Source organism: Algoriphagus aquaeductus (assembly GCF_003253485.1).
GTDB classification, from domain to species: domain Bacteria; phylum Bacteroidota; class Bacteroidia; order Cytophagales; family Cyclobacteriaceae; genus Algoriphagus; species Algoriphagus aquaeductus.
On sequence record NZ_QKTX01000008.1, the window covers coordinates 100,915 to 120,062 of the forward strand.

At 44.8% G+C, this 19,148-nt stretch carries 18 protein-coding genes; 9 read left to right on the forward strand and 9 right to left on the reverse strand.

The annotated features are described in order from the left end of the window. Nucleotides 1-25: 25 nt before the first annotated feature. On the forward strand, nucleotides 26-3,853 hold the full coding sequence (locus CLV31_RS12245; RefSeq protein WP_111393174.1) for a PVC-type heme-binding CxxCH protein: 3,828 nt from the start codon (nucleotides 26-28) through the stop codon (nucleotides 3,851-3,853). 46 nt (nucleotides 3,854-3,899) lie between these two features. On the opposite strand, the gene CLV31_RS12250 is transcribed toward CLV31_RS12245, so the two are convergent. Continuing rightward, a complete protein-coding gene (locus CLV31_RS12250) occupies nucleotides 3,900-4,733 on the reverse strand; it encodes an MBL fold metallo-hydrolase (protein ID WP_111393175.1) in 834 nt (277 codons plus the stop codon). Next, nucleotides 4,730-5,125: a PAS domain-containing protein gene (locus tag CLV31_RS12255; protein ID WP_111393286.1), complete on the reverse strand. Its 396-nt coding sequence runs from the start codon at nucleotides 5,123-5,125 to the stop codon at nucleotides 4,730-4,732. The genes CLV31_RS12250 and CLV31_RS12255 overlap by 4 nt, the downstream gene beginning before the upstream one ends. 277 nt (nucleotides 5,126-5,402) lie before the next feature. Here CLV31_RS12255 and CLV31_RS12260 point away from each other — a divergent pair, with 277 nt between their 5' ends. Together CLV31_RS12260 and CLV31_RS12265 are read left to right on the forward strand one after the other, a co-directional pair. Then, entirely contained in the window at nucleotides 5,403-5,828 is a 426-nt protein-coding gene (locus tag CLV31_RS12260; protein WP_111393176.1) for a hypothetical protein, read from the forward strand. Nucleotides 5,829-5,832: 4 nt separating this feature from the next. Next, nucleotides 5,833-6,237, forward strand: coding sequence for a hypothetical protein (locus tag CLV31_RS12265; protein WP_111393177.1), 405 nt, complete (start codon nucleotides 5,833-5,835; stop codon nucleotides 6,235-6,237). Between the two features lie 134 nt (nucleotides 6,238-6,371). Here the strand turns inward: CLV31_RS12265 and CLV31_RS12270 are convergent, their stop codons facing one another. Continuing rightward, nucleotides 6,372-7,463: a 6-phosphofructokinase gene (locus CLV31_RS12270; RefSeq protein WP_111393178.1), complete on the reverse strand. Its 1,092-nt coding sequence runs from the start codon at nucleotides 7,461-7,463 to the stop codon at nucleotides 6,372-6,374. Between the two features lie 184 nt (nucleotides 7,464-7,647). On the opposite strand from CLV31_RS12270, the gene CLV31_RS12275 reads away from it, so the two are divergent. Further along, entirely contained in the window at nucleotides 7,648-8,595 is a 948-nt protein-coding gene (locus CLV31_RS12275; RefSeq protein WP_111393179.1) for a polyphosphate kinase 2 family protein, read from the forward strand. A 224-nt stretch (nucleotides 8,596-8,819) separates the two neighbouring features. Here CLV31_RS12275 and amaB read toward each other — a convergent pair whose 3' ends face one another. Beyond that, nucleotides 8,820-10,364, reverse strand: a complete 1,545-nt coding sequence (gene amaB, locus CLV31_RS12285) for an L-piperidine-6-carboxylate dehydrogenase (protein WP_111393181.1) — start codon at nucleotides 10,362-10,364, stop codon at nucleotides 8,820-8,822. 60 nt (nucleotides 10,365-10,424) lie between these two features. Further along, nucleotides 10,425-11,417, reverse strand: coding sequence for a DUF4421 domain-containing protein (locus CLV31_RS12290; RefSeq protein WP_111393182.1), 993 nt, complete (start codon nucleotides 11,415-11,417; stop codon nucleotides 10,425-10,427). A gap of 373 nt (nucleotides 11,418-11,790) precedes the next feature. Between CLV31_RS12290 and CLV31_RS12295 the strand changes: the two genes are divergently transcribed. Beyond that, on the forward strand, nucleotides 11,791-12,570 hold the full coding sequence (locus CLV31_RS12295) for a glycosyltransferase family 2 protein (protein ID WP_111393183.1): 780 nt from the start codon (nucleotides 11,791-11,793) through the stop codon (nucleotides 12,568-12,570). Here CLV31_RS12295 and CLV31_RS12300 read toward each other — a convergent pair whose 3' ends face one another. Further along, a complete protein-coding gene (locus tag CLV31_RS12300; RefSeq protein ID WP_111393287.1) occupies nucleotides 12,571-13,281 on the reverse strand; it encodes a glycosyltransferase family 2 protein in 711 nt (236 codons plus the stop codon). Nucleotides 13,282-13,513: 232 nt separating this feature from the next. Continuing rightward, entirely contained in the window at nucleotides 13,514-14,716 is a 1,203-nt protein-coding gene (locus CLV31_RS12305; protein WP_111393184.1) for a pyridoxal phosphate-dependent aminotransferase, read from the reverse strand. Nucleotides 14,717-14,958: 242 nt separating this feature from the next. Here CLV31_RS12305 and CLV31_RS12310 point away from each other — a divergent pair, with 242 nt between their 5' ends. Then, nucleotides 14,959-15,810 carry a toxin-antitoxin system YwqK family antitoxin gene (locus CLV31_RS12310; protein ID WP_111393185.1) on the forward strand — a complete coding sequence of 284 codons (852 nt, stop codon included), beginning with the start codon at nucleotides 14,959-14,961 and terminating at the stop codon, nucleotides 15,808-15,810. On the opposite strand, the gene CLV31_RS12315 is transcribed toward CLV31_RS12310, so the two are convergent. Beyond that, nucleotides 15,811-16,338 (reverse strand): YSC84-related protein, encoded by a 528-nt coding sequence (locus tag CLV31_RS12315; RefSeq protein ID WP_111393186.1) that lies wholly within the window; start codon nucleotides 16,336-16,338, stop codon nucleotides 15,811-15,813. It lies immediately after the preceding gene. Nucleotides 16,339-16,641: 303 nt separating this feature from the next. Beyond that, nucleotides 16,642-16,998 carry a YraN family protein gene (locus CLV31_RS12320; RefSeq protein ID WP_111393187.1) on the reverse strand — a complete coding sequence of 119 codons (357 nt, stop codon included), beginning with the start codon at nucleotides 16,996-16,998 and terminating at the stop codon, nucleotides 16,642-16,644. An 82-nt stretch (nucleotides 16,999-17,080) separates the two neighbouring features. On the opposite strand from CLV31_RS12320, the gene lipB reads away from it, so the two are divergent. From lipB to CLV31_RS12335, 3 genes are all read left to right on the forward strand, one after another. Next, the gene (gene lipB, locus CLV31_RS12325; RefSeq protein ID WP_111393188.1) at nucleotides 17,081-17,806 is read left to right on the forward strand and encodes a lipoyl(octanoyl) transferase LipB; all 726 of its coding nucleotides are present in this window, start codon (nucleotides 17,081-17,083) and stop codon (nucleotides 17,804-17,806) included. Nucleotides 17,807-17,947: 141 nt separating this feature from the next. After that, a complete protein-coding gene (locus tag CLV31_RS12330; protein WP_111393189.1) occupies nucleotides 17,948-18,349 on the forward strand; it encodes a hypothetical protein in 402 nt (133 codons plus the stop codon). Between the two features lie 12 nt (nucleotides 18,350-18,361). Next, nucleotides 18,362-19,111 carry a 3'-5' exonuclease gene (locus tag CLV31_RS12335; RefSeq protein WP_111393190.1) on the forward strand — a complete coding sequence of 250 codons (750 nt, stop codon included), beginning with the start codon at nucleotides 18,362-18,364 and terminating at the stop codon, nucleotides 19,109-19,111. Nucleotides 19,112-19,148: the final 37 nt, after the last annotated feature.

Here is a 19,148-nt window from a genome sequence, read left to right on the forward strand (position 1 = left end):
CAACCACCCAAAAATTTCCTAGATCATGCATTTTTCTAAAACCCTCTGCCTTGGAATCTTCCTTTGTTTTTGTCTGATCCATTGCAAACCCAAAGAATCCTCAGAGGAAAATTCTGATCTGAAAGCCACTGAACTTTCATTGATCCAAGATGAAGCCCAGGGTACCATTTCAGTTTTCAGAAAAGGAGAAACAGAACCCATCCTGACCCAACATGCCAAGGAAAATTTCAGACCATATATTCATCCCATTCTTGCACCAGACGGAAAGGGAATCCTTACCGAGTACAGCCCAGGCCATCATAAGCATCAAACCGGACTGTATTGGGGTTTCACACGAGTTAACGGAAGAGATTATTTCCACCACCCGGAAGGAGAATATTGGAAAAAAGTAGCCCTGAACCTAGTCGAGCATACCGGAGAGCAGGTAAAATGGCAGACGGTCTATCAGCTGTTGGATTCCTTGGGAAATCCCATTATGGAGGAGACTCAAAACTGGACCCTGAGCGAATACAACGGAGAATACCTCCTGGACCTGGAGTGGAAAGGAGACGCGAAAACCAAACTCACCATCGGACAATATGACTATGGAAGTCTATTTCTGAGAATGCCGTGGCAAGAGGGAATCGATGGGGAAATCATCAATGCCGCAAGACAAAAAAATGCACAGGCGGAAGGGCAGCCTTCCATGTGGATCAATGTGGGAATGAAGGTGGAAGGAAGGGAAGACCGAGCCAATGTGGCCATTTTTGATCATCCCGAAAATCGTGGCTATCCCAACAAATGGAGGGTAGATGGCCAGTTGGGATTAGGTCCAGCCTTTACACGGGATGGTGATTGGGTCATCGAAGAAGGGACAACCGAATCGATCAAGCTCAGGCTTCTGGTCTACACCGGAGAAGCCAATGACCTAAAAATCAACGAGGATTGGGGCAAATTCTCCGGAAGAACGGGGATGTATAGCACCACCGAACTTTGGGGATTGGCCCAGGAGGAAGGGAGAAATGCCAAATTTCTGACTGCCGAAGAAGCCGTCGAGGCCATGTCTATCAAGCCGGGTTACCGGGTAAACGTGTGGGCTTCCGAGCCCATGATGACCCAACCCATGGCCTTTTGCTGGGATGATCGGGGCAGGCTCTGGATTGCTGAAAACAAGGATTACGAGTCCCGGGGAGACGGATTTTCCAATTCAGGAGACAGCAGAATTTTGATCTTGGAGGACACGGATGGAGATGGGAAAGCCGATAAGCAAACCGTTTTTATGGAGGGGTTGGCTTTTCCGGCGGCACTGGCAGTAGGCTTTGACGGGGTGTTTATAGGAGCACCTCCCAACCTGATTTTTGTGCCCGACAAAAACGGAGATGACAAAGCTGACCTGGATCAGATCAAAATCCTTCTGACCGGTTGGGGAATTCGAGATCGGCACGAAACGCTCAACAGTCTACATTGGGGACCAGATGGATGGCTCTATGGACTACAGGGTTTTGCCACACCTTCAAAAATCCGGAAACCCAATGCCAATGCCAAACTTTATTATCACAAGGATCCTTTCCCCGAGGACCTGCTCGAAGCAGACGGGGTAGACATCAACGGAGGCGTGTGGAGGTACCATCCGGTCAAAGATAGATTTGAGGTAGTCGCACATGGATTCAGCAATCCATGGGGTATTGACTACAACGCAAAAGGACAACTATTCATGAGCGCCTGCGTCATTCCTCACCTTTGGCATGTAATACCTGGGGGAATCTACCATCGCCAAGGCGGACAGCATTTCAATCCTTTCGTGTACGAGGATATCAAAACAATCGCCAATCACAGCCATCGGTCAGCCCATGGAGGCGCGAGAGTATACCAGTCTGACGCCTTTCCGAAAGAAGAGCAAGGACGGATTTTCATGGCCAACATTCACGAGCATGGGATACTTTCTGACTTGCTTATCCCTAAAGGATCCGGGTATGAAGGCAAACATGGCGATGAGTTTATGATGGCCAACAATGCACAGTGGGTAGGATTCAGTATGGAGATCGGGCCAGATGGGGGGCTATATGCGCTAGATTGGCACGATGCGGACATTTGCGGCAAAGAAGTACTGAACGAAGAGACCGGGCGCATTTTCCGGATTATGCCCGAGAAGTCCCTCACTCAAAATTTTCCCGGAAGATATACGGACTTGAATAAAATGACTGATGCCGAGTTGGTGGCCTTGCAGACCAATCCCTCAGATTGGCATGCACGAAGAGCAAGGGGTATTCTGCACAAACGTTCTGTTCAAAAAAAACTCCAAGCAAATACCGTGACGGCCCTGAAGAAGATTTTCTCCACAGACCCCAATCCTGATTGGAGACTTCGTGCCATGTGGACCATCCAGCAAATCGGAGGATTTACAGAAAAAGAATTGATTCAATCTTTATCCGACAAAGATCCCTACGTGAGAGCCTGGTCCATCCAATTGCTATGCGAGGACATGAATCCTTCTGTTGAAGCATTGGCAAAATTCAGGACACTTTCAGTCTCTGATCCCGATCCCGTAGTGAGGCTTTATTTGACTTCCGCACTGCAAAGAATTTCATCTTCCGAAAAATGGACCATAGCCCAAGGACTGCTACAGCATCAAGAAGACGAAAAAGATCACAACCTCCCCAAAATGCTCTGGTATGGAATAGAACCCTGGTTTGCAGAAAATCCGGATAAGTTTCTTTCCCTCGCTCCTTCATCCAAACTTAGTTTTGTGACCCAAAATATGGCCCGACGGGCAGTGGACGGCAATCAACTTGAAAAACTGGTCGCTTTGATTGAGAAAGGCAGTTCAAATGCAGACCATTTACTTTCTGGGATGCTGAGCGGGATGGAAGGAAGAATCGATCTAAAAACTCCTTCCAATTGGAAATCCGTCTCAGAAAAACTTCGAAAGGCCGGAGGGAAAAAGGAACAACTCGCATTGGAAATTTCAGGTTTGTTCGGAGATACGGAAGCTACCCAACGGGCCTTCGCCACTCTGAAAAACAAAAGCTTACCCCTGGACCAGCGGAAGAAAGCACTTCAAACTCTTACTGCTCAACAACAAAAGGGACTAGTATCAGAGATCCCGGTGTTGTTTCAGGAAGCAGCAATGCGAAAAGAAGCGATTCGCTCCATTGCGGCATTTGACAGCGAACCTTTGGGAAAATTGCTATTGGAAAGCTTTCCGAAATTGACTCAAGAAGAAAAGTTGGAAGCCATGCAGACCCTTTCCTCGCGGGCTCGGTATGGAAACATGCTAACCCAGCAGATCAAGTCCAAAAAAATTGCCAAATCCGAGGTGCCTGCCAGTGTGGCAAGGCAACTTCTACGGGTGGTAGGAAGTGGGTTTATTGAAGTATGGGGACCGATCGAATCGGTGCCTAGCAACAAGGAAGCCTATGACAAATACCGGGCAATGCTCAATCCGTCGGCATTGAACGCTGCTAATCTTAATGCCGGAAAATCAGTCTTCATCAAATCCTGCGGAAGCTGTCATAAAATGTTCGGAGAGGGTGGAATAATAGGTCCTGATCTGACAGGAAGCAACCGAACCGACCCAGAGTATATCCTGATGAATGTGCTTGAACCAACTGCCGAAATCCAAGATGATTACAAGATGGTCGTAATCAATACAAGAGACGGAAGGACTTATTCGGGAAACATCATTTCCGAAAATGACCGACAAGTCACCTTGAGGATCGTTGGTCAAGATCAATTGATCATCAACAAGTCTGGCATACTCTCCAGAGAGGTGACTGAGGTATCGATGATGCCTTCAGGATTGTTTGAAAATTTGACGCAAACCGAAATCGTAAACCTCATTGCCTATTTGAAAACCAACAAGCGAATCGATTGATCCGTCAAGAATAAGCCAGTCGGTCAGAAAAAAACATGCCTCCACTTTACATTTCATACACATTGCCTTCGGCACACATTTCAACCTGAAACTGAAAATTACCGTCTCGAAGTGCCTCTTTGTAAAGAAGATCAATCTGATCATCCGTACGGGTAGGTTCATGGTGAAAAATGGACAACTTCTTCACCTTACACATCTTCCCAAATAAAACCGCATCACGAATCGAGGAATGCCCCCACCCCATCTTGCCAACATATTCTTTGGAGGTATATGCACCATCATGAAACAGAATATCAGCCCCATTGGCAAGGTCAAATCCACTGGTCCATTCGGGATCATTAGGGAAATCGGAGGAACCAAGCAGAACCTCATGATCGGGCAAATAGGCAATTGTTTTTTGATTGGCAGTCAGTCGATACCCTAATGTCGGACCAGGATGACATATAAACTGAGACCGAATCTTAATATTCCCAATGGTCAATTCCTCATCACCCAATTCATGTACTTCTGGATGTTGGGGTAGTTCACTCATCTTTACCGGAAACAAAGGAGGCGAAAAGTATCTCCTCAATCGGTGAAGTAAGGATTCTTGGCCGGCAGTGGGCCCCCACAAGTGTACTTTCACGTTTGGATTGTAAAGCGGCTGAAAAAAACCCAACCCCATGGTATGGTCGATGTGGAGGTGGGTGAGCAAAATATGGACTTCTTTGACGTCGGGACCCAAAAACCGACCTAACCTCATGATACCTGACCCTGCATCAAGGATCAGACAAGTATCTCCTTCTGTGACTTGTATACAGGAAGTGTTCCCCCCGTACCTGTGATTTTCCGGACCAGGAGCAGGCAATGAACCTCTGCAGCCCCAAATTCTAGCTCTCATAGTTCTTGTGATTTCAAAAAAATCGCCATTGCACCTAAAAATCTTTTTGTTTTTCCCATAATTGGAAAGGTACTGACCGAAATCAAAGTCCTGACTCCAATCAAACTATCTACATAAAACTCTCCATTGGCAGGAAGTTTGGATGAAAGCGTCTTCACAAGAGGTAAATGATCCGGAGCCAAGGGATTGCCAGCATGGTCTGTGGGTTTGAAAATAGTGGCCCATTCTTCGAGCCGCATTCCACCCGTTTCGTTAAATTTTAGTCCAAAAATGGACTCGGCAGGTTCATTGTAAAAAAGCAAATTTCCATCAGGATCTACCAGAAACATAGGGAGGCTCAAGCTATCTCCAAATTGTCGGGCTAAAATCAACTCAAGTGGCTGTGCTGGCATTGAATAAAAAGTTTTTTGGGTTTGAATAAAGTTTAATTTAAATAATCTTATGTGAATATTTCTATTTTTCATTGCAAAAAAAATAGCCCTATTTCGGAAGAGAGGGATCAACAATCCATTTTTGAAAATCCGCTACCATGGCCATTCTCCGACCCCAAAGCCCCGAACACCGTAGTTTCAGATTGCATCCTGACTGCAGTTTTGAAAATATTATTTACCTTGATTCCGGCTGGTATACTGATCCTCTTCCCATTCATCAAAACAACCAAAGTAAGTAATGCGAAAACTTCTTCTTTTTTCCCTATTAATCTGGACTGGGCTGACTCAGCCGCTTATCGCCCAACAAGACCCCAACAAGCTTTTGATCGAAGAATTCCTCCGTCAGAGTGAAAAGCAGAAAAAAACCGGATTGATCATGCTGGGGACGGGACTCGGCGCCACGGTGATCGGCACAGCCATGTTTGGTGCGGCTTGGGGCGGGGGATCTGAGTTTTTAGGAGTGACGGGAGCCATTCTGTTTACTGCTGGGAGTATTTCTACGCTGGTCAGTATTCCTATTTTGGTCAGTTCTGCATCGAATGGAAGGAAGGCGGGAAAATTGAGTTTAGTAACCGGCAGAATTCCAAATCTTCCCAACACGGGCACTTCTACCGGACTGTATCCTGCAGTCAGTTTTTCTATTCCTTTAACCTTGAATCGTTGATCCCATGAAGAAATCTATTCTAATTCTTATTCTGATTGGTCTTTATTACCAGGGGTATGGTCAAGATTCCAAGTCACAGCAGTTCCTGATAGAAGACCTCATGAAAAAAAGTGACACCCAATACAAAGCAGGCTGGATATTTCTCGGAGGAGGAACAGCCATGATCCTTACAGCTGCGGCCATACCAAATAGGTTTGACTATACTGATGGGAGCAATAACCGAAGAGTCAAGAGTTTTTTCAGCTTGACGGGGGTCCTGTCGATTAGCACAAGTATCCCGCTTTTTTTATCTTCAGGATACAACGGAAGAACTGCTGCGAAACTTAGCCTTGGGTCGCAAAGTTTGAATCTTCCCATGACTAGTCAGCTAAGGAGTTATCCTTCTCTTTCGCTCAAAGTTCCACTCTAATTTTCGAGGTCCTATTTTGAAGGAATGACTATCTAGTTGTGTGCCAATACCTTTTTAGTCAGGCTGACCAAAGGGATTTTCCGGAAAGCTTATTTTCTCATTCCTTCCCCTCAATAATTGACAGCAAGAGGTATTTAGTCTCCAAAAGAAATCCCCAACCCTTTTGCCGCTTGAACCAGGGTACCATGAGGATCTACCACATTGTAAGAACTGATGGCTTCCTGGATCGGAACAGCGGTGTAATCATTGTTTTTCAAGATGACCAGCTGACCAAACTTTCCGGCTAAAACCAATTCCATAGCTTTGACTCCGAATACAGAGGCGATGACTCGATCAAAGGCTATGGGTGTACCTCCACGCTGAGTGTGGCCTAGGACAGTTTCTCTGATATCCGCCTCAATTCCTGCATCCTTCAGCTGTTGACTGAGCGAAAAACAAACCCCTCCCAATCGGACGGAATGCCTGCCAAATTCTCCCTTTGAAGCGGTAATTGTTCCCTCTTTGGCATAGGCGCCTTCGGCAATTACGATATTGACAAAACCTCTTCCTTCATTGTATCTTCCTTTGATCCGCTCTACCAAAACATCAAGATCGTAAGGAATCTCAGGAATCAGACAGATTTCGGCCCCTCCGGAGATGGCGGTGTAAAGTGCTATCCAACCGGCATTTCTTCCCATCACTTCCATAATCATAACCCGGTGATGGCTGGCGGCCGTGGTCACTAACCGATCAAATGAGTCGCTCGCTGTCTGAACAGCCGTCTGAAAGCCAAACGTAAAATCAGTTGAAGAAAGATCATTGTCTATCGTTTTCGGAACACCCACCACTGGCATGCCTGCTTCAAACATGGCTTGGGAGATCGCTTGGGAACCGTCTCCCCCTATATTGATCACCGCATCAAAGCCCTTGGATTTTAACCGATCCACCAACCAGGGAATTCGATTCACTGTTTTAAAAGTACCATCGGGCTGGCGTTCTGGATAGTTCATTGGGTTTCCCTTGTTGGTAGTCCCAAGGATAGTCCCTCCCAAAACGTGAATTCCTGCTACAGTTTTATCATCCAATTTGATCAGCCTTGTTGGCTCTTCCATCAGACCGTTCAATGCTTCAAAGCTTCCCCAGACCTCCCAGTCTTTTTCCTGAGAAGCCCTTTTGACGATGCCTCTAATGACCGCATTCAATCCCGGGCAATCCCCTCCTCCAGTGGCAACAAGTATCTTCTTCATGGTCCGTTTGTTGGTTTTTAAAAGTGATTAAATCTAAGATTTTATTCGTTTTATACGAGTTCAGAGGGCATTTAATCAGTTATTTCTTTAACTTATTCAATTAAGAGGCCCCCTTTTCCAAAACCAAGTATCACTCACAAAAACAGATTTTCAAAAGACTTCTTACCTGTAACCCACTCAAATCATGATCCATAACCAAGAAGACAGCGTTTCAGAATTGAAGAAATTGAGCGATGAAGAGCTCATAGGACGGGCAAAAAAGTTTGCGAAAAAATACTGTGTTGGCGAGGGTAAAAATTTCAAGCTCAAAAATTTTTCTACTATTCCCAAGATGAATCTTGGCCCCGAAGACAAGCCTTTGGTAAAAGAAGCACTTGAACAAGGAGTCAGCGCACTTTCAACTTTACAGGAAATCCTTTATGCTCAAGACAAATGGTCTCTTTTGGTGATCATTCAGGCTATGGATGCCGCAGGAAAAGACGGAGCCATCAAACACGTCATGTCCGGTGTCAATCCTCAAGGATGTCATGTGACTTCATTCAAAGCCCCAAGTGCTGAGGAACTCGACCATGATTTCCTTTGGCGATGCAATCGGGCTTTGCCTGAACGAGGCAGAATTGGCATTTTCAACAGATCCTATTACGAAGAAGTACTCGTGGTCAGAGTCCATGAGGCCATTCTTCATAACCAAAAACTTCCTCCTCAGCTCATCACAAAAAAAATATGGGAGGAACGATTGGAAGACATCCGAAACTATGAGAAATATCTTGACCGAAACGGAACAAAAGTGATTAAGATCTTTCTGCATGTGTCCAAAGAGGAGCAGAAAAGAAGGTTCATTGAGCGGATCGATCAGCAGGACAAAAATTGGAAATTCAACTCCGGTGATATCAAAGAGCGGAACCATTGGGATACCTATATGAGAGCCTACGAGGAAATGATCCGAAAGACCTCCACCAAGAAGTCCCCTTGGTATGTAGTCCCCGCTGATAACAAATCCTACGCTAGGATTGCTATTGCCGCTGCCATGATCAAGGCCTTGGATGAAATGAATCTTGCTTATCCGACTCTGGCCCCTGAAGAAATGGCCCAACTCATGGAAATGAAGGAAGTTCTTCTCCATGAAAAGTGAGTTAGGAAAACGCTCTGGCACCCTGAAAATCGTAAACCATGGGATAAGAGGAAAGGAAAACGAGACTCAAACGCCTTTGAAGTACTGGCAGATATTCGATCCATTCGGGATTAGAACGGACGGAGAAAGATTCAATCCCAGCAGTCCCCTTTCTAAAAAAAAGGCAAACCAGACTTCGAGTGGAAATCAAGTTTGCCCTTGGTCTGGATCAATTTTTCCTGAAATCAAATATCAAACTTGATGCCTTGCGCCAATGGTAGCTGCGAGGAATAATTAATGGTATTGGTCTGACGTCGCATGTAGGCTTTCCAGGAATCAGAGCCTGATTCCCTGCCTCCACCGGTTTCCTTTTCTCCTCCGAAAGCCCCTCCGATTTCAGCTCCTGAAGTTCCGATATTGACATTGGCAATACCGCAATCCGAGCCTGCTACCGACAAAAAGGCTTCAGCTTCTCTCATGTTAGTAGTCATGATCGCTGAAGACAATCCCTGAGGCACTCCGTTTTGAAGTGCGATGGCTTCTTGGAGATTTTCGTATTTGATTAGGTAAAGAATGGGGGCAAAAGTTTCATGCTGCACGATTTCGAAGTGATTTTCAGCCTCATAAATCGCTGGCTTCACGTAGCATCCTGATTCAAAACCAGATCCGGCAAGGACTCCTCCTTCGACTACAGCTTTGCCCCCTTCAGCTTTCACTCTTTCGATAGCGATGAGGTAATTTTTCACAGCATCCTGATCGATAAGTGGTCCCACATGATTTTTTTCGTCCAGAGGATTTCCAATAACCAGTTTGGAATAGGCTGTGGCCAGTCTGCTTTTCACTTCCTCATAGACATTAGCCTGAATGATCAGGCGGCGTGTCGTAGTGCATCGTTGACCAGCAGTACCTACCGCTCCAAATAAAGCTCCCCGGATAGCCATGTCAAGATCTGCATGCTCGGTTATGATGATGGCATTATTGCCTCCCAATTCGAGCAAGGATCTCCCCAATCTTTCCCCCACTGCTTTTCCCACCAGTTTACCCATTCGGGTGGATCCGGTCGCAGACACCAAAGGAACTCTGGAGTCATGAGAAATCAGCTCTCCTATTCTATAGTCACCGATGATCAAATTGGAAACACCTTCAGGAAATCCATGCTTTGCAAAAATCTTAGCCACGATATATTGGCAAGCAATCCCCGAAAGCGGTGCTTTTTCCGAAGGCTTCCAAATACAAACATCTCCGCATACCCAGGCCAAGGCTGCATTCCAAGACCAAACGGCCACAGGAAAATTGAAAGCGGAAATGATCCCTACAATACCCAACGGATGCCACTGTTCGTACATCCGATGGCCCGGACGCTCGGAGTGCATCGTCAAACCGTAAAGCTGACGTGAAAGACCCACAGCAAAATCACAGATATCAATCATCTCCTGTACTTCTCCCAATCCTTCCTGGTAGGATTTGCCCATTTCATAGGAAACGAGTTTTCCTAGATCTGCTTTTACTTCACGCAGCGAATTGCCGATTTCCCTCACGATCTCGCCCCGATGAGGTGCCGGCACGAGCCTCCATTTCTCAAAAGCAACCGATGCCTGAGAAATGATCGCCTCATACGTATCTTCAGAAGCTCCCTGAACTTGTGCGATGAGCTGACCATCTGCCGGTGAATCAGATGAAAAATAACTCGCTCCGGAATCCAACCAGGTCAAACCTGTCGATGAACCAAGGTTAGTCGAGTGGATACCAAGATTTTTAAGACTTAGATGAATGCCAAATGGATCGTTCATAGAAACGGGAATTGATTAGGACTCAAAGCTAAAAATTCTTCCCTCCTCTCCCGACCAATTTCAAAGAATTCTGGTCGGATTGAATTTGCCGAATGTCTTTGAAAATTTTTCCCCGGGTCGGATTTTATAGACAAAGTTGAGGCGATAATTACCCGTGTCGGCGGACTGCTCAAGTTCCCTGATCGGATTCAGGTTGAGATTTTTGTAGACGTAGTTGAGGTTAAAGCCAAACCGTGAACTGTTGTAGCCGATATAGCCTCTAAAATGATAGCCTAGGAGGATGCTCCAATCGCTTTCTCTCTCGCCATTTCCCCCATCGAGCCAGGAATGACCGGCACCTAAATTCCCAGAAAATGCTCCCGTGACAAAAAAACCTTTGCCAAAAACAAGAGTTCCCAAAACTCCAACATTTGGCCCCAAATGCATAAAATCAGCCCTAGAATAATTAAAATCAGGGGCTAACTCCTCAGGAATGATCAAGGAATCCCCAGAAACCCTTGCCCGATAGACCTCAAACCCTACCAACGGTGAAATCGCAGACTTCTTTTGGATCTCCGATTGATGCATGGCCGCATTGATAGAAATTCGGTCTCCAAAAAAAACGTAATTGACGTGAATCCCCACTTTAAGCAACCCAATATCCGGTCTTAGATAGGGTTTGCCACTCCCCTGCCAATCGGGAATTTTGTACCCACTGTAAAACTGTCCGAAGAAATCCACCATCCAATTTACAGGATAAAAGTGCCCCTGAAGATCCAAAAACCTCGGAAAATCTTTCTCTCTGTTTGGGTTTAAAAACGAAGGCGGAAAGGCCACATTCAAGGTAAATTTTTGATAAGTAAATCCCAATCCGGCATTAAGACCTGTATTCGGACGGTACCTAACTTCCTTCTCAGGGATTTTGAAATCGGTAAACTTCTTGGAAAAATAAAACCGGGTGACCATCACCTCCTCATCATAAGAAATGTAGGCAGAGTCAATTTTGGATTGCCCGGACACAAGGGAACTTCCAAGCAAGACCAATAAAAAAATCAGGAAAACACTTCGCTCCATAAAACAATAAATCAGGCATCAAATATAATCAAAAAGGATCTTGACCGTGGTCAAGATCCTTTGAAACTATGAGAGTTCGAAAAATGGATTCCTGAGAATCTCATTTTTTGAAAAAGGAAATATGAGAAAAGTTGTTAATCACCGAACTAAAAGTATTTAATCTTTTCAATTTATCAAATTTTAATTTGAACTATTTCAAGGCAAATTCATTGCCCTAGGATAAAAGTCTGGAAAGGTGGGAAAACCGATTCAATTTTTCCTCCTCCCTTTTTCCAATCCTATTCCCTTGGTCCAGTTTGAAAGTTGGTCTCATTTGGATGAATATTTATTTACACGATCTTTGATGATTTAACCCCATACCCTAGACTCAAAAATGTCCCAGTCTCTGATATCTGTCGTTATTCCAGTCTTTAATGGAGAAAAATACCTGGAGGAAACTATCCTTTCTGCCCTTCATTCCATTCATATACCCTTGGAAATTGTGGTGGTAAATGATGGATCTACGGATTCCTCCTTGGATATTGCCAATCGACTTGCAGAACAACATTCTGAACTAGTGGTAATTTCCCAGAAGAATGCCGGAGTCTCAGCAGCACTCAATACAGGTTGCAGAGCCGCAAATGGGATCTATCTTTTTCCTCTTGGCGCAGATGATCTGATTTCAGAGCGCTATCTTTCCGAAGCAGCCAAAATTCTGGATCAATCCCAGCAGGTAAAAGTAGTGTATTGCCAAGCTGTCAAGTTTGGGGACTTTGGTCAAAAACCATGGAAGCTTAAACCCTTCAGCCTTAATCTCTTGGCAAGAGACAATATGATTTTTGCTTGTTCATTGTTTAGAAAATCAGACTGGGAAGCAGCAGAAGGCTTCTCAGAAGACATGACCATGGGCCGCGAGGATTGGGAATTTTGGATTAAACTGCTCAAAAATGGTGGAGAGGTAGTCAAACTCCCATTTATTGGATTTCACTATCGCATTCATAGCGGCAGCAAGCGAAAAAAAACCGGAACCAATCAGAAAAAAAGGGAGCGGATTGCCTATCTCAACGCAAAACATATGGACTTCTTCGAAAGAGAATTAAATGGGCCTTTGCGCTTTCAACGAACCTGGTCCAAGCCTTACAATACCCTCTTGAAGTTCCTTGGAAAACTCTGATCAGATTTTATCCCATCCCTTCCAAAATTTCAGGAAGTAATATTTCAGGGGATTGGTGTACTTGAGTTGCTTCCAAGGACGGCTTGCATGTGGACGATGCCACACGGGCGCATTCATCAGCACCGTATTTTTGAAACCTAACTCGATTGCCTTTTTTGAAATAAAGGTATCGTACCAATCCTTAGCCTCATCCAGCCCTGTGAAATCATAGCTTTTCAAAAAATCAGGTGAAAATAGCGTACAGCAAAAGCTCAAACTCCGCTGCGTATCGATCACCGGCTCTTTTACTCCTTTAAACTTGAGGTAAGGAAAATTGACCACGCCAAATTCATCGACAGTCACGGAGCCAATCAAACCAGGCTTGGATTGAGCATTAAGCGTTTGAAGCAACTTTTCAATAGTATCCTGCTTCACTACTACGTCAGACTCGATGACTAAAAGCGGAAGGTTTTCTTCGAGCGCCCGCTTTTGTGAAAGCTGAAGCACCAATTTGTAATTGGGTGAAGGATGGTCTGTGAGGTCTTCGATGTGAATCAGTTCATAGCCGATCTCTGCTTTTTTCTTCTCCAAAATCGCTTTGGTCTCCGCCGAACTGAAGTCATTGAAAATGACATGATGGACTTTCACCGTAGAAGATGCAATTGCCTTGGCCGTATCGAGGGTAGTTTCGATGGAGTTTTTTACGGGAGTGATGACGAGTACTTCGGCCATGATAAAAGATTTGGCCAAAATTAGGGCTTTCTGCTTAGGTAGAAAATAAAGATGATTTTCAGTAAAATTTAGATTAAGAATGGACTGGGGTTTTATCGGAATAATCCGCGAAAATCTGTGTCTTTTTCTGTGGAAACTTGCCTGACAGCGGTCAGGTCTTCGGGAAATTTAACCCCGAAAAAAAATTGCCCCAACTTTCGCCGGGGCAATTGGAATAGCGTCTACAAACGTATTAAGCCAGATCGCCCAGCGCTTTCTTGATTCGCTTCATTGCTTCAATCAATTCAGCTTCGGATGCTGCGTAAGAAATACGCACGCAGTTGGGTGCTCCGAAAGCAGAACCAGTCACCAGCGAAACGTTAGCCACAGCCAAAAGGTAAAGACAAAGATCATCGGCATTAGCCACGCTGTGTCCATGGGCGGACTTTCCGAAGAATGCAGTCACATCAGGAAAGAAATAGAAGGCTCCTTCAGGCACGTGAGTTTTGATTCCTGGAATATCTCTCAATAGCCCCAAAACTAACTCCCTACGCTTCAAGTATTCAGCAGCCATTTCTTGACTTGGAGTCTGATCCCCTGCGATACCTGCCAAGGCAGCTCGCTGGGCAATTCCGGTATTTCCGGAAGTAAACTGTCCCTGCATTTTTTCTACCGCTTTTGCGATTTCCAAAGATGCACAGATATAGCCCACTCTCCAGCCAGTCATCGCATAACCTTTAGAGAAACCATTGACCGTCACCGTTCTTTCAAACATTCCCGGAAGGGAAGCGATGCTGAAGTTTTTACCGGTAAAGTTGATCAACTCATAGATTTCATCAGCAATCACCACCATGTTTTGATGCTTCATCACCACCGCTGCGATCGCCTCCAACTCCTGCTGAGAAAAGACCGAGCCGGTAGGATTACATGGTGAAGAATAGATCACTGCCTTGGTTTTCGGCGTAATCGCCGCTTCCAACTGGGCTGCAGTAGCTTTGAAATTATTCTCCAGTGTACCCTCAATCAGGACAGGCACACCACCACACAGTTTGATGATTTCGGCATAGCTCACCCAATACGGAGAGAAGATCACCACTTCATCCCCTTCATTGATGATACACATGAAGGTATTGGCGATGGAATGCTTCGCACCTACAGACACTACGATGTTTTCAGCCTTTGCCTGGGTGATATTATTTTCCTCCCGGAGTTTCTTGGCGATTGCCTCCCGGAGATCCTGATAGCCTGCCACAGGAGGATAAGCAAAATATTTTCCCTCATCGATCGCATCTTTGGCAGCCTGCTGAATGTGCTTTGGAGTTTTGAAATCCGGCTCTCCCAAGCTGAGACTGATGATGTCAATACCCTGAGCCTTGAGCTCTCTCGCTTTTTTTGCCATAGCGAGAGTAGCAGACTCTTCCATATTCAGGATGCGATCTGATAGAATAGAATTCATTTTTTGATTGATTTTTTTACAAATTCCTCAAAAATAGACAGAAGATTATAAATTCTAAATAATCCCATGGAATTGATGGATAAATCGGGGATAAAGCTTCCCTCTTGGAGAAAAATCGACAAAAAATCAAAATATTCATTCAATTTGGAAAAAGTGGATGCTCCCGAGAAAATTCAGTTTAAAATCAAACAGAATGTTATTTTTGAATAAAATAGCAAAGCTCCAACTTCGTTTTTGCCTTAATGAAGAAAGAAACCCTCATTTTATTCCTTTTAATTTTTGGCTTGGGCAAAGTCGGCATGGCTCAAAAAACCGACCCAGATAAAAAGTCAGATCCGGACTCCTCAGGCGTCGTGAGTTCTGTGCTTTTACCGACTGTAGCACCTTTGTTACTATTCGATGAAGAGAAAGTTAAGGAGGAAAAAAAAGAGAAAAAGAAAAACGCCCGGAAAAACATCTGGTTTGGAATCAAAACCATGAGGGGGTATACCCGACGCTCGATCAGAGGCCAGGAATATCTGGAATACTTTAACTACACCGACGCTGAAAGAAATCCCAATCCATATATCCGAGATGTCTATTGGTATGATCCCAAAGAAAAAGCCGTAAGAAAGGAGGGGTTTGCAAAAGGACTGGGCTATTTGCTTCACGGGCCCTATGAGCGATTGGTAAATGAGACCGTCGTAGAAAGCGGGATGTTTTATTATGGAATGAAACACAAAACCTGGATGGTTTTTGATGACCGAAGTGTGCTTCAGGATAAAGCCCATTTCAGCGAAGGTTGGCCCAAGGAATCCAAGGTCAGCTACTTCAATGAGGCATCCAAATCAGTGGAAGAAATCATTCCTATCCAATATGGACTGGAGGAGGGAAATTACTTCCATTTCTACGAAAATCAACAAATCGCTGTCACCGGAGAATATAAATACGGAGAAAAAGTAGGCCTTTGGACCGAGTACTGGGACACCAAAAACACCAAGGCCATTCGCAAACGGGAAATCCAATACCAGGAGACTCCCTATACCAAAAATTTTCGCCCTTATATCCGGGCCGAATGGGACAAGGAGGGAAATCTCGTGTATCGACGAGATTGATTACTTGGCTCGAAACTTAAACTGCTGCCCTCCTACCGAGGCTTCGTACATCAGCCCTTTTTTGGTTCGGGTAAAAACCAACACTCCTTCATTGTATTTGGCATTGGCCGAAGCTCCCGAAGCGGCTGCAACAGCGGAAACTTGTGCTGCCATTTCAATAGTTCCTTGCTTAAAGCGGTCAAAAGCCTCCTTGGTCTCAAAAAAGACCACCTCGGAATACGCCTGACCTCCCGCTTGGAAGCCGATCGTAAGCTGAGTCATTCGTGCAAAACCGACATGAACTCCTTGCTCGACCGCTATTCCGTTTCCTGCGGCGGCCCCTACCCCCCAAGCCCCTTTGCCTACATTAGGTAAAATGATGTAACCGTAGGAGTTTTCAAAAAACTCCATCATCCCCGGATCATCCTTGAGAAAAGCAGCCTTGGCATCTTCCGAATCAGCCATGATTTTTTCACCTTTTTCATCAGTTTGGGCAAATGCCACAACGGAAAACAGACTCAATACCAAAAAGAGAATTAAATTTTTCATTAGATATAAGTGAATTATTGGGTGATTGGAAAATTACAGAATCTGAACATACGGTATTCTGACAGTAGACGAATAGTTATCAGGTATTAAGATGGAAAACAGGAGACCGAAGATTTCCAAAAACGTGACATGAACTTGATCCACTGACATCCTTGGATTCTACTGGCAGGTTCCCGTACATTCATTTCCCAGAACGTTCTATTTACTAGTAGAACTTGATTCAAACTTCGAAGACAGAAAAACTTTGAAAACTGATTTACTTCAGTCTGTCTTCCATCTTCGGTCCTCTTGCCTCTACCAAGTTTAATAAAACGCATCCTCAAACTGCCGAAAGTTAAAATTTCCATTCCGGTCTTTGTAAACGCCCACGATGTCAAAACGGATGTCTTTGTGCCAGTCTTTTTCATGGATATAATGATCGGCGGCCTTCACGAGTAGTTTTTTCTTAATGGAATCAACAAACTCCTCTGAGTACCCAAAACCTGTGCCCGAACGGAATTTGACTTCCACAAAAATCAGAAGTCCCCGATGCTGCATGATCAGATCGATCTCCGCATGTCCATGTCGGTAATTGGTATCCAAGAGTTCGTAGCCTTTGCTCACCAGCCAATCTGCGGCAAGCTGCTCGGCCAGTCTTCCAGTGTCGTTGTGTTCTGCCATCGGATTTATTGGTTAATTTTGAAAAATCGAAGAACGATACAGCAAGAAGGGCTGTTGAAAAAGAATTCCAAGAGGAAGTCACATGAACCAAATTATCAATAAATCAGTACAATTCCGAGATCTAGGCTGCATGGATTATCAGGAGGCTTGGGATTTTCAGGAAAAGATTTTTGCCGAGATCGTGGCTCTGAAGATCAAAAATCGAAACCTTTCAGCCGATCAACAAGCCCCAACTCCGAATTATCTCCTTTTCGTCGAGCATCCCCATGTCTACACCTTGGGAAAAAGCGGAAAGCCTGAAAACCTGCTTTTGGATGAAAAGGGCTTGGAAAAACACCATGCTACCTACTACAAAATCAACCGGGGCGGTGATATCACCTACCACGGTCCGGGCCAGTTGGTCGGCTATCCGATCCTGGACTTGGATAATTTCTTCACCGACATCCACAAATACCTCCGGCTATTGGAGGAGGCTATTATTCTGACTTTGGCAGATTATGGAATTGAGGCAGGAAGAATCGATGGACTGACCGGGGTGTGGCTGGATCATGTGGAACAAAAAAATCCACGAAAAATCTGCGCCATGGGTGTCAAATCCAGCCGATGGGTGACCATGCATGGATTTGCCTTTAATCTGAATGCCGACCTCTCCTACTTTGGACACATCATCCCCTGCGGCATCGATGACAAGGCCGTGACTTCTCTTCATCTGGAATTGGGCATACCTGTGGATGAAACCGAAGCCAAAAACAAGGTCAAAAAGCACTTGGTTGACCTTTTTGAAATGAACCTGATCGAAGTAAAATAGATCTTAATACTAAATCCCTTTAAATTCTAGTTTTGGAGATTGAGGTCCAAATCAAGGCAACTCCCCCTTGTCAAGGGGGCAGGGGGGATTTAAAAAGTTTAATTCGAGAAATAAACAGCTCCTAAATACTCAAATAGGAAAATGAAAAAAGACATCGACTTCTCACCCGTCACAGGAGTAAAACTAGCCATAGCAAAAGAAGAAAAACCCACCGGTGCTGAATGGGGCGTCTTTATCATCAATCTCAATCTCATCGAACTAAGCAACGTGATGATCACATCCAAAGGCTATGGGATTTTGGACGGGGAAAAAAAACAAACCTCCACCCTACGACATATGATTGAGGAGCTTGGGTCGCAATCCGTTGCCAAAGTCGAACCCATCGATCCATCTGTCTTTGCGCTTACCAATGAATACTGGGTCAGCTATTACATTCTGGATCAGATTTTTGACAAAAAGTTTATCTTTACTCCTGGCAGTTTTGATCCTGTCAACCTCCGGATGATCCCGGAATTGGGATTGGAAGGCATCCTTCACAGTTAATCTTTCCTCACTATGGCAGATTTTTTAGACCAATTGAGCGACATTCTTTTTTTGGATATTGAGACGGCTTCGCAAACCGAGCACTTCGAGGACCTCGATCCACGCCTTCAGCCCGAATGGCTCAAGAAAGAAAAGCTGATACGCACCGAAAACCCCAATCCGGAGCCTGGTTCCCTGTATTTTGACCGAGCAGGAATCCATGCCGAATTTGGGCAGGTCATCTGTGTGGGTGTGGGCTTTTTTCAGACCAAAAAGAAAGAGAAAAAGCTCTATTTCCGATCTAAGGTTTTTGCGCATGAGGAAGAAAGGGAACTTTTACTGGAGTTTAAAGGCTTGTTAGAGAAGAAAAAATGGATCCTCTGCGCGCACAACGGCAAGGAATTTGACTTTCCCTACCTCTGCCGACGCATGCTGATCAACGGGATTTCCCTTCCCGAGCCGCTACACATCGCCGGCAAAAAGCCTTGGGAAGTAAGGCATTTGGACACGATGGAGCTTTGGCGTTTTGGTGACTACAAATATTACACGCGATTGGAGCTCTTGGCGGGTGTTTTTGGAATTCCCACCTCCAAAGAATCCATCGATGGCAGCGAGGTCAATGCTACTTTTTACAAAGAAAAAGACCTCGAAAAAATCAAAAAATACTGTCAACGTGATGTGGAAGTAACCGCCCGAATCTATATGGCCATGCATCCGCAACTTGACGAAATGGAAATTGAAATAGTTTCCGCAGAAGATTCAAAAAAAGATCACAAGGATTGATGCCGTTGAGCATCCAATTCTTTTTACCTTAAGAAAA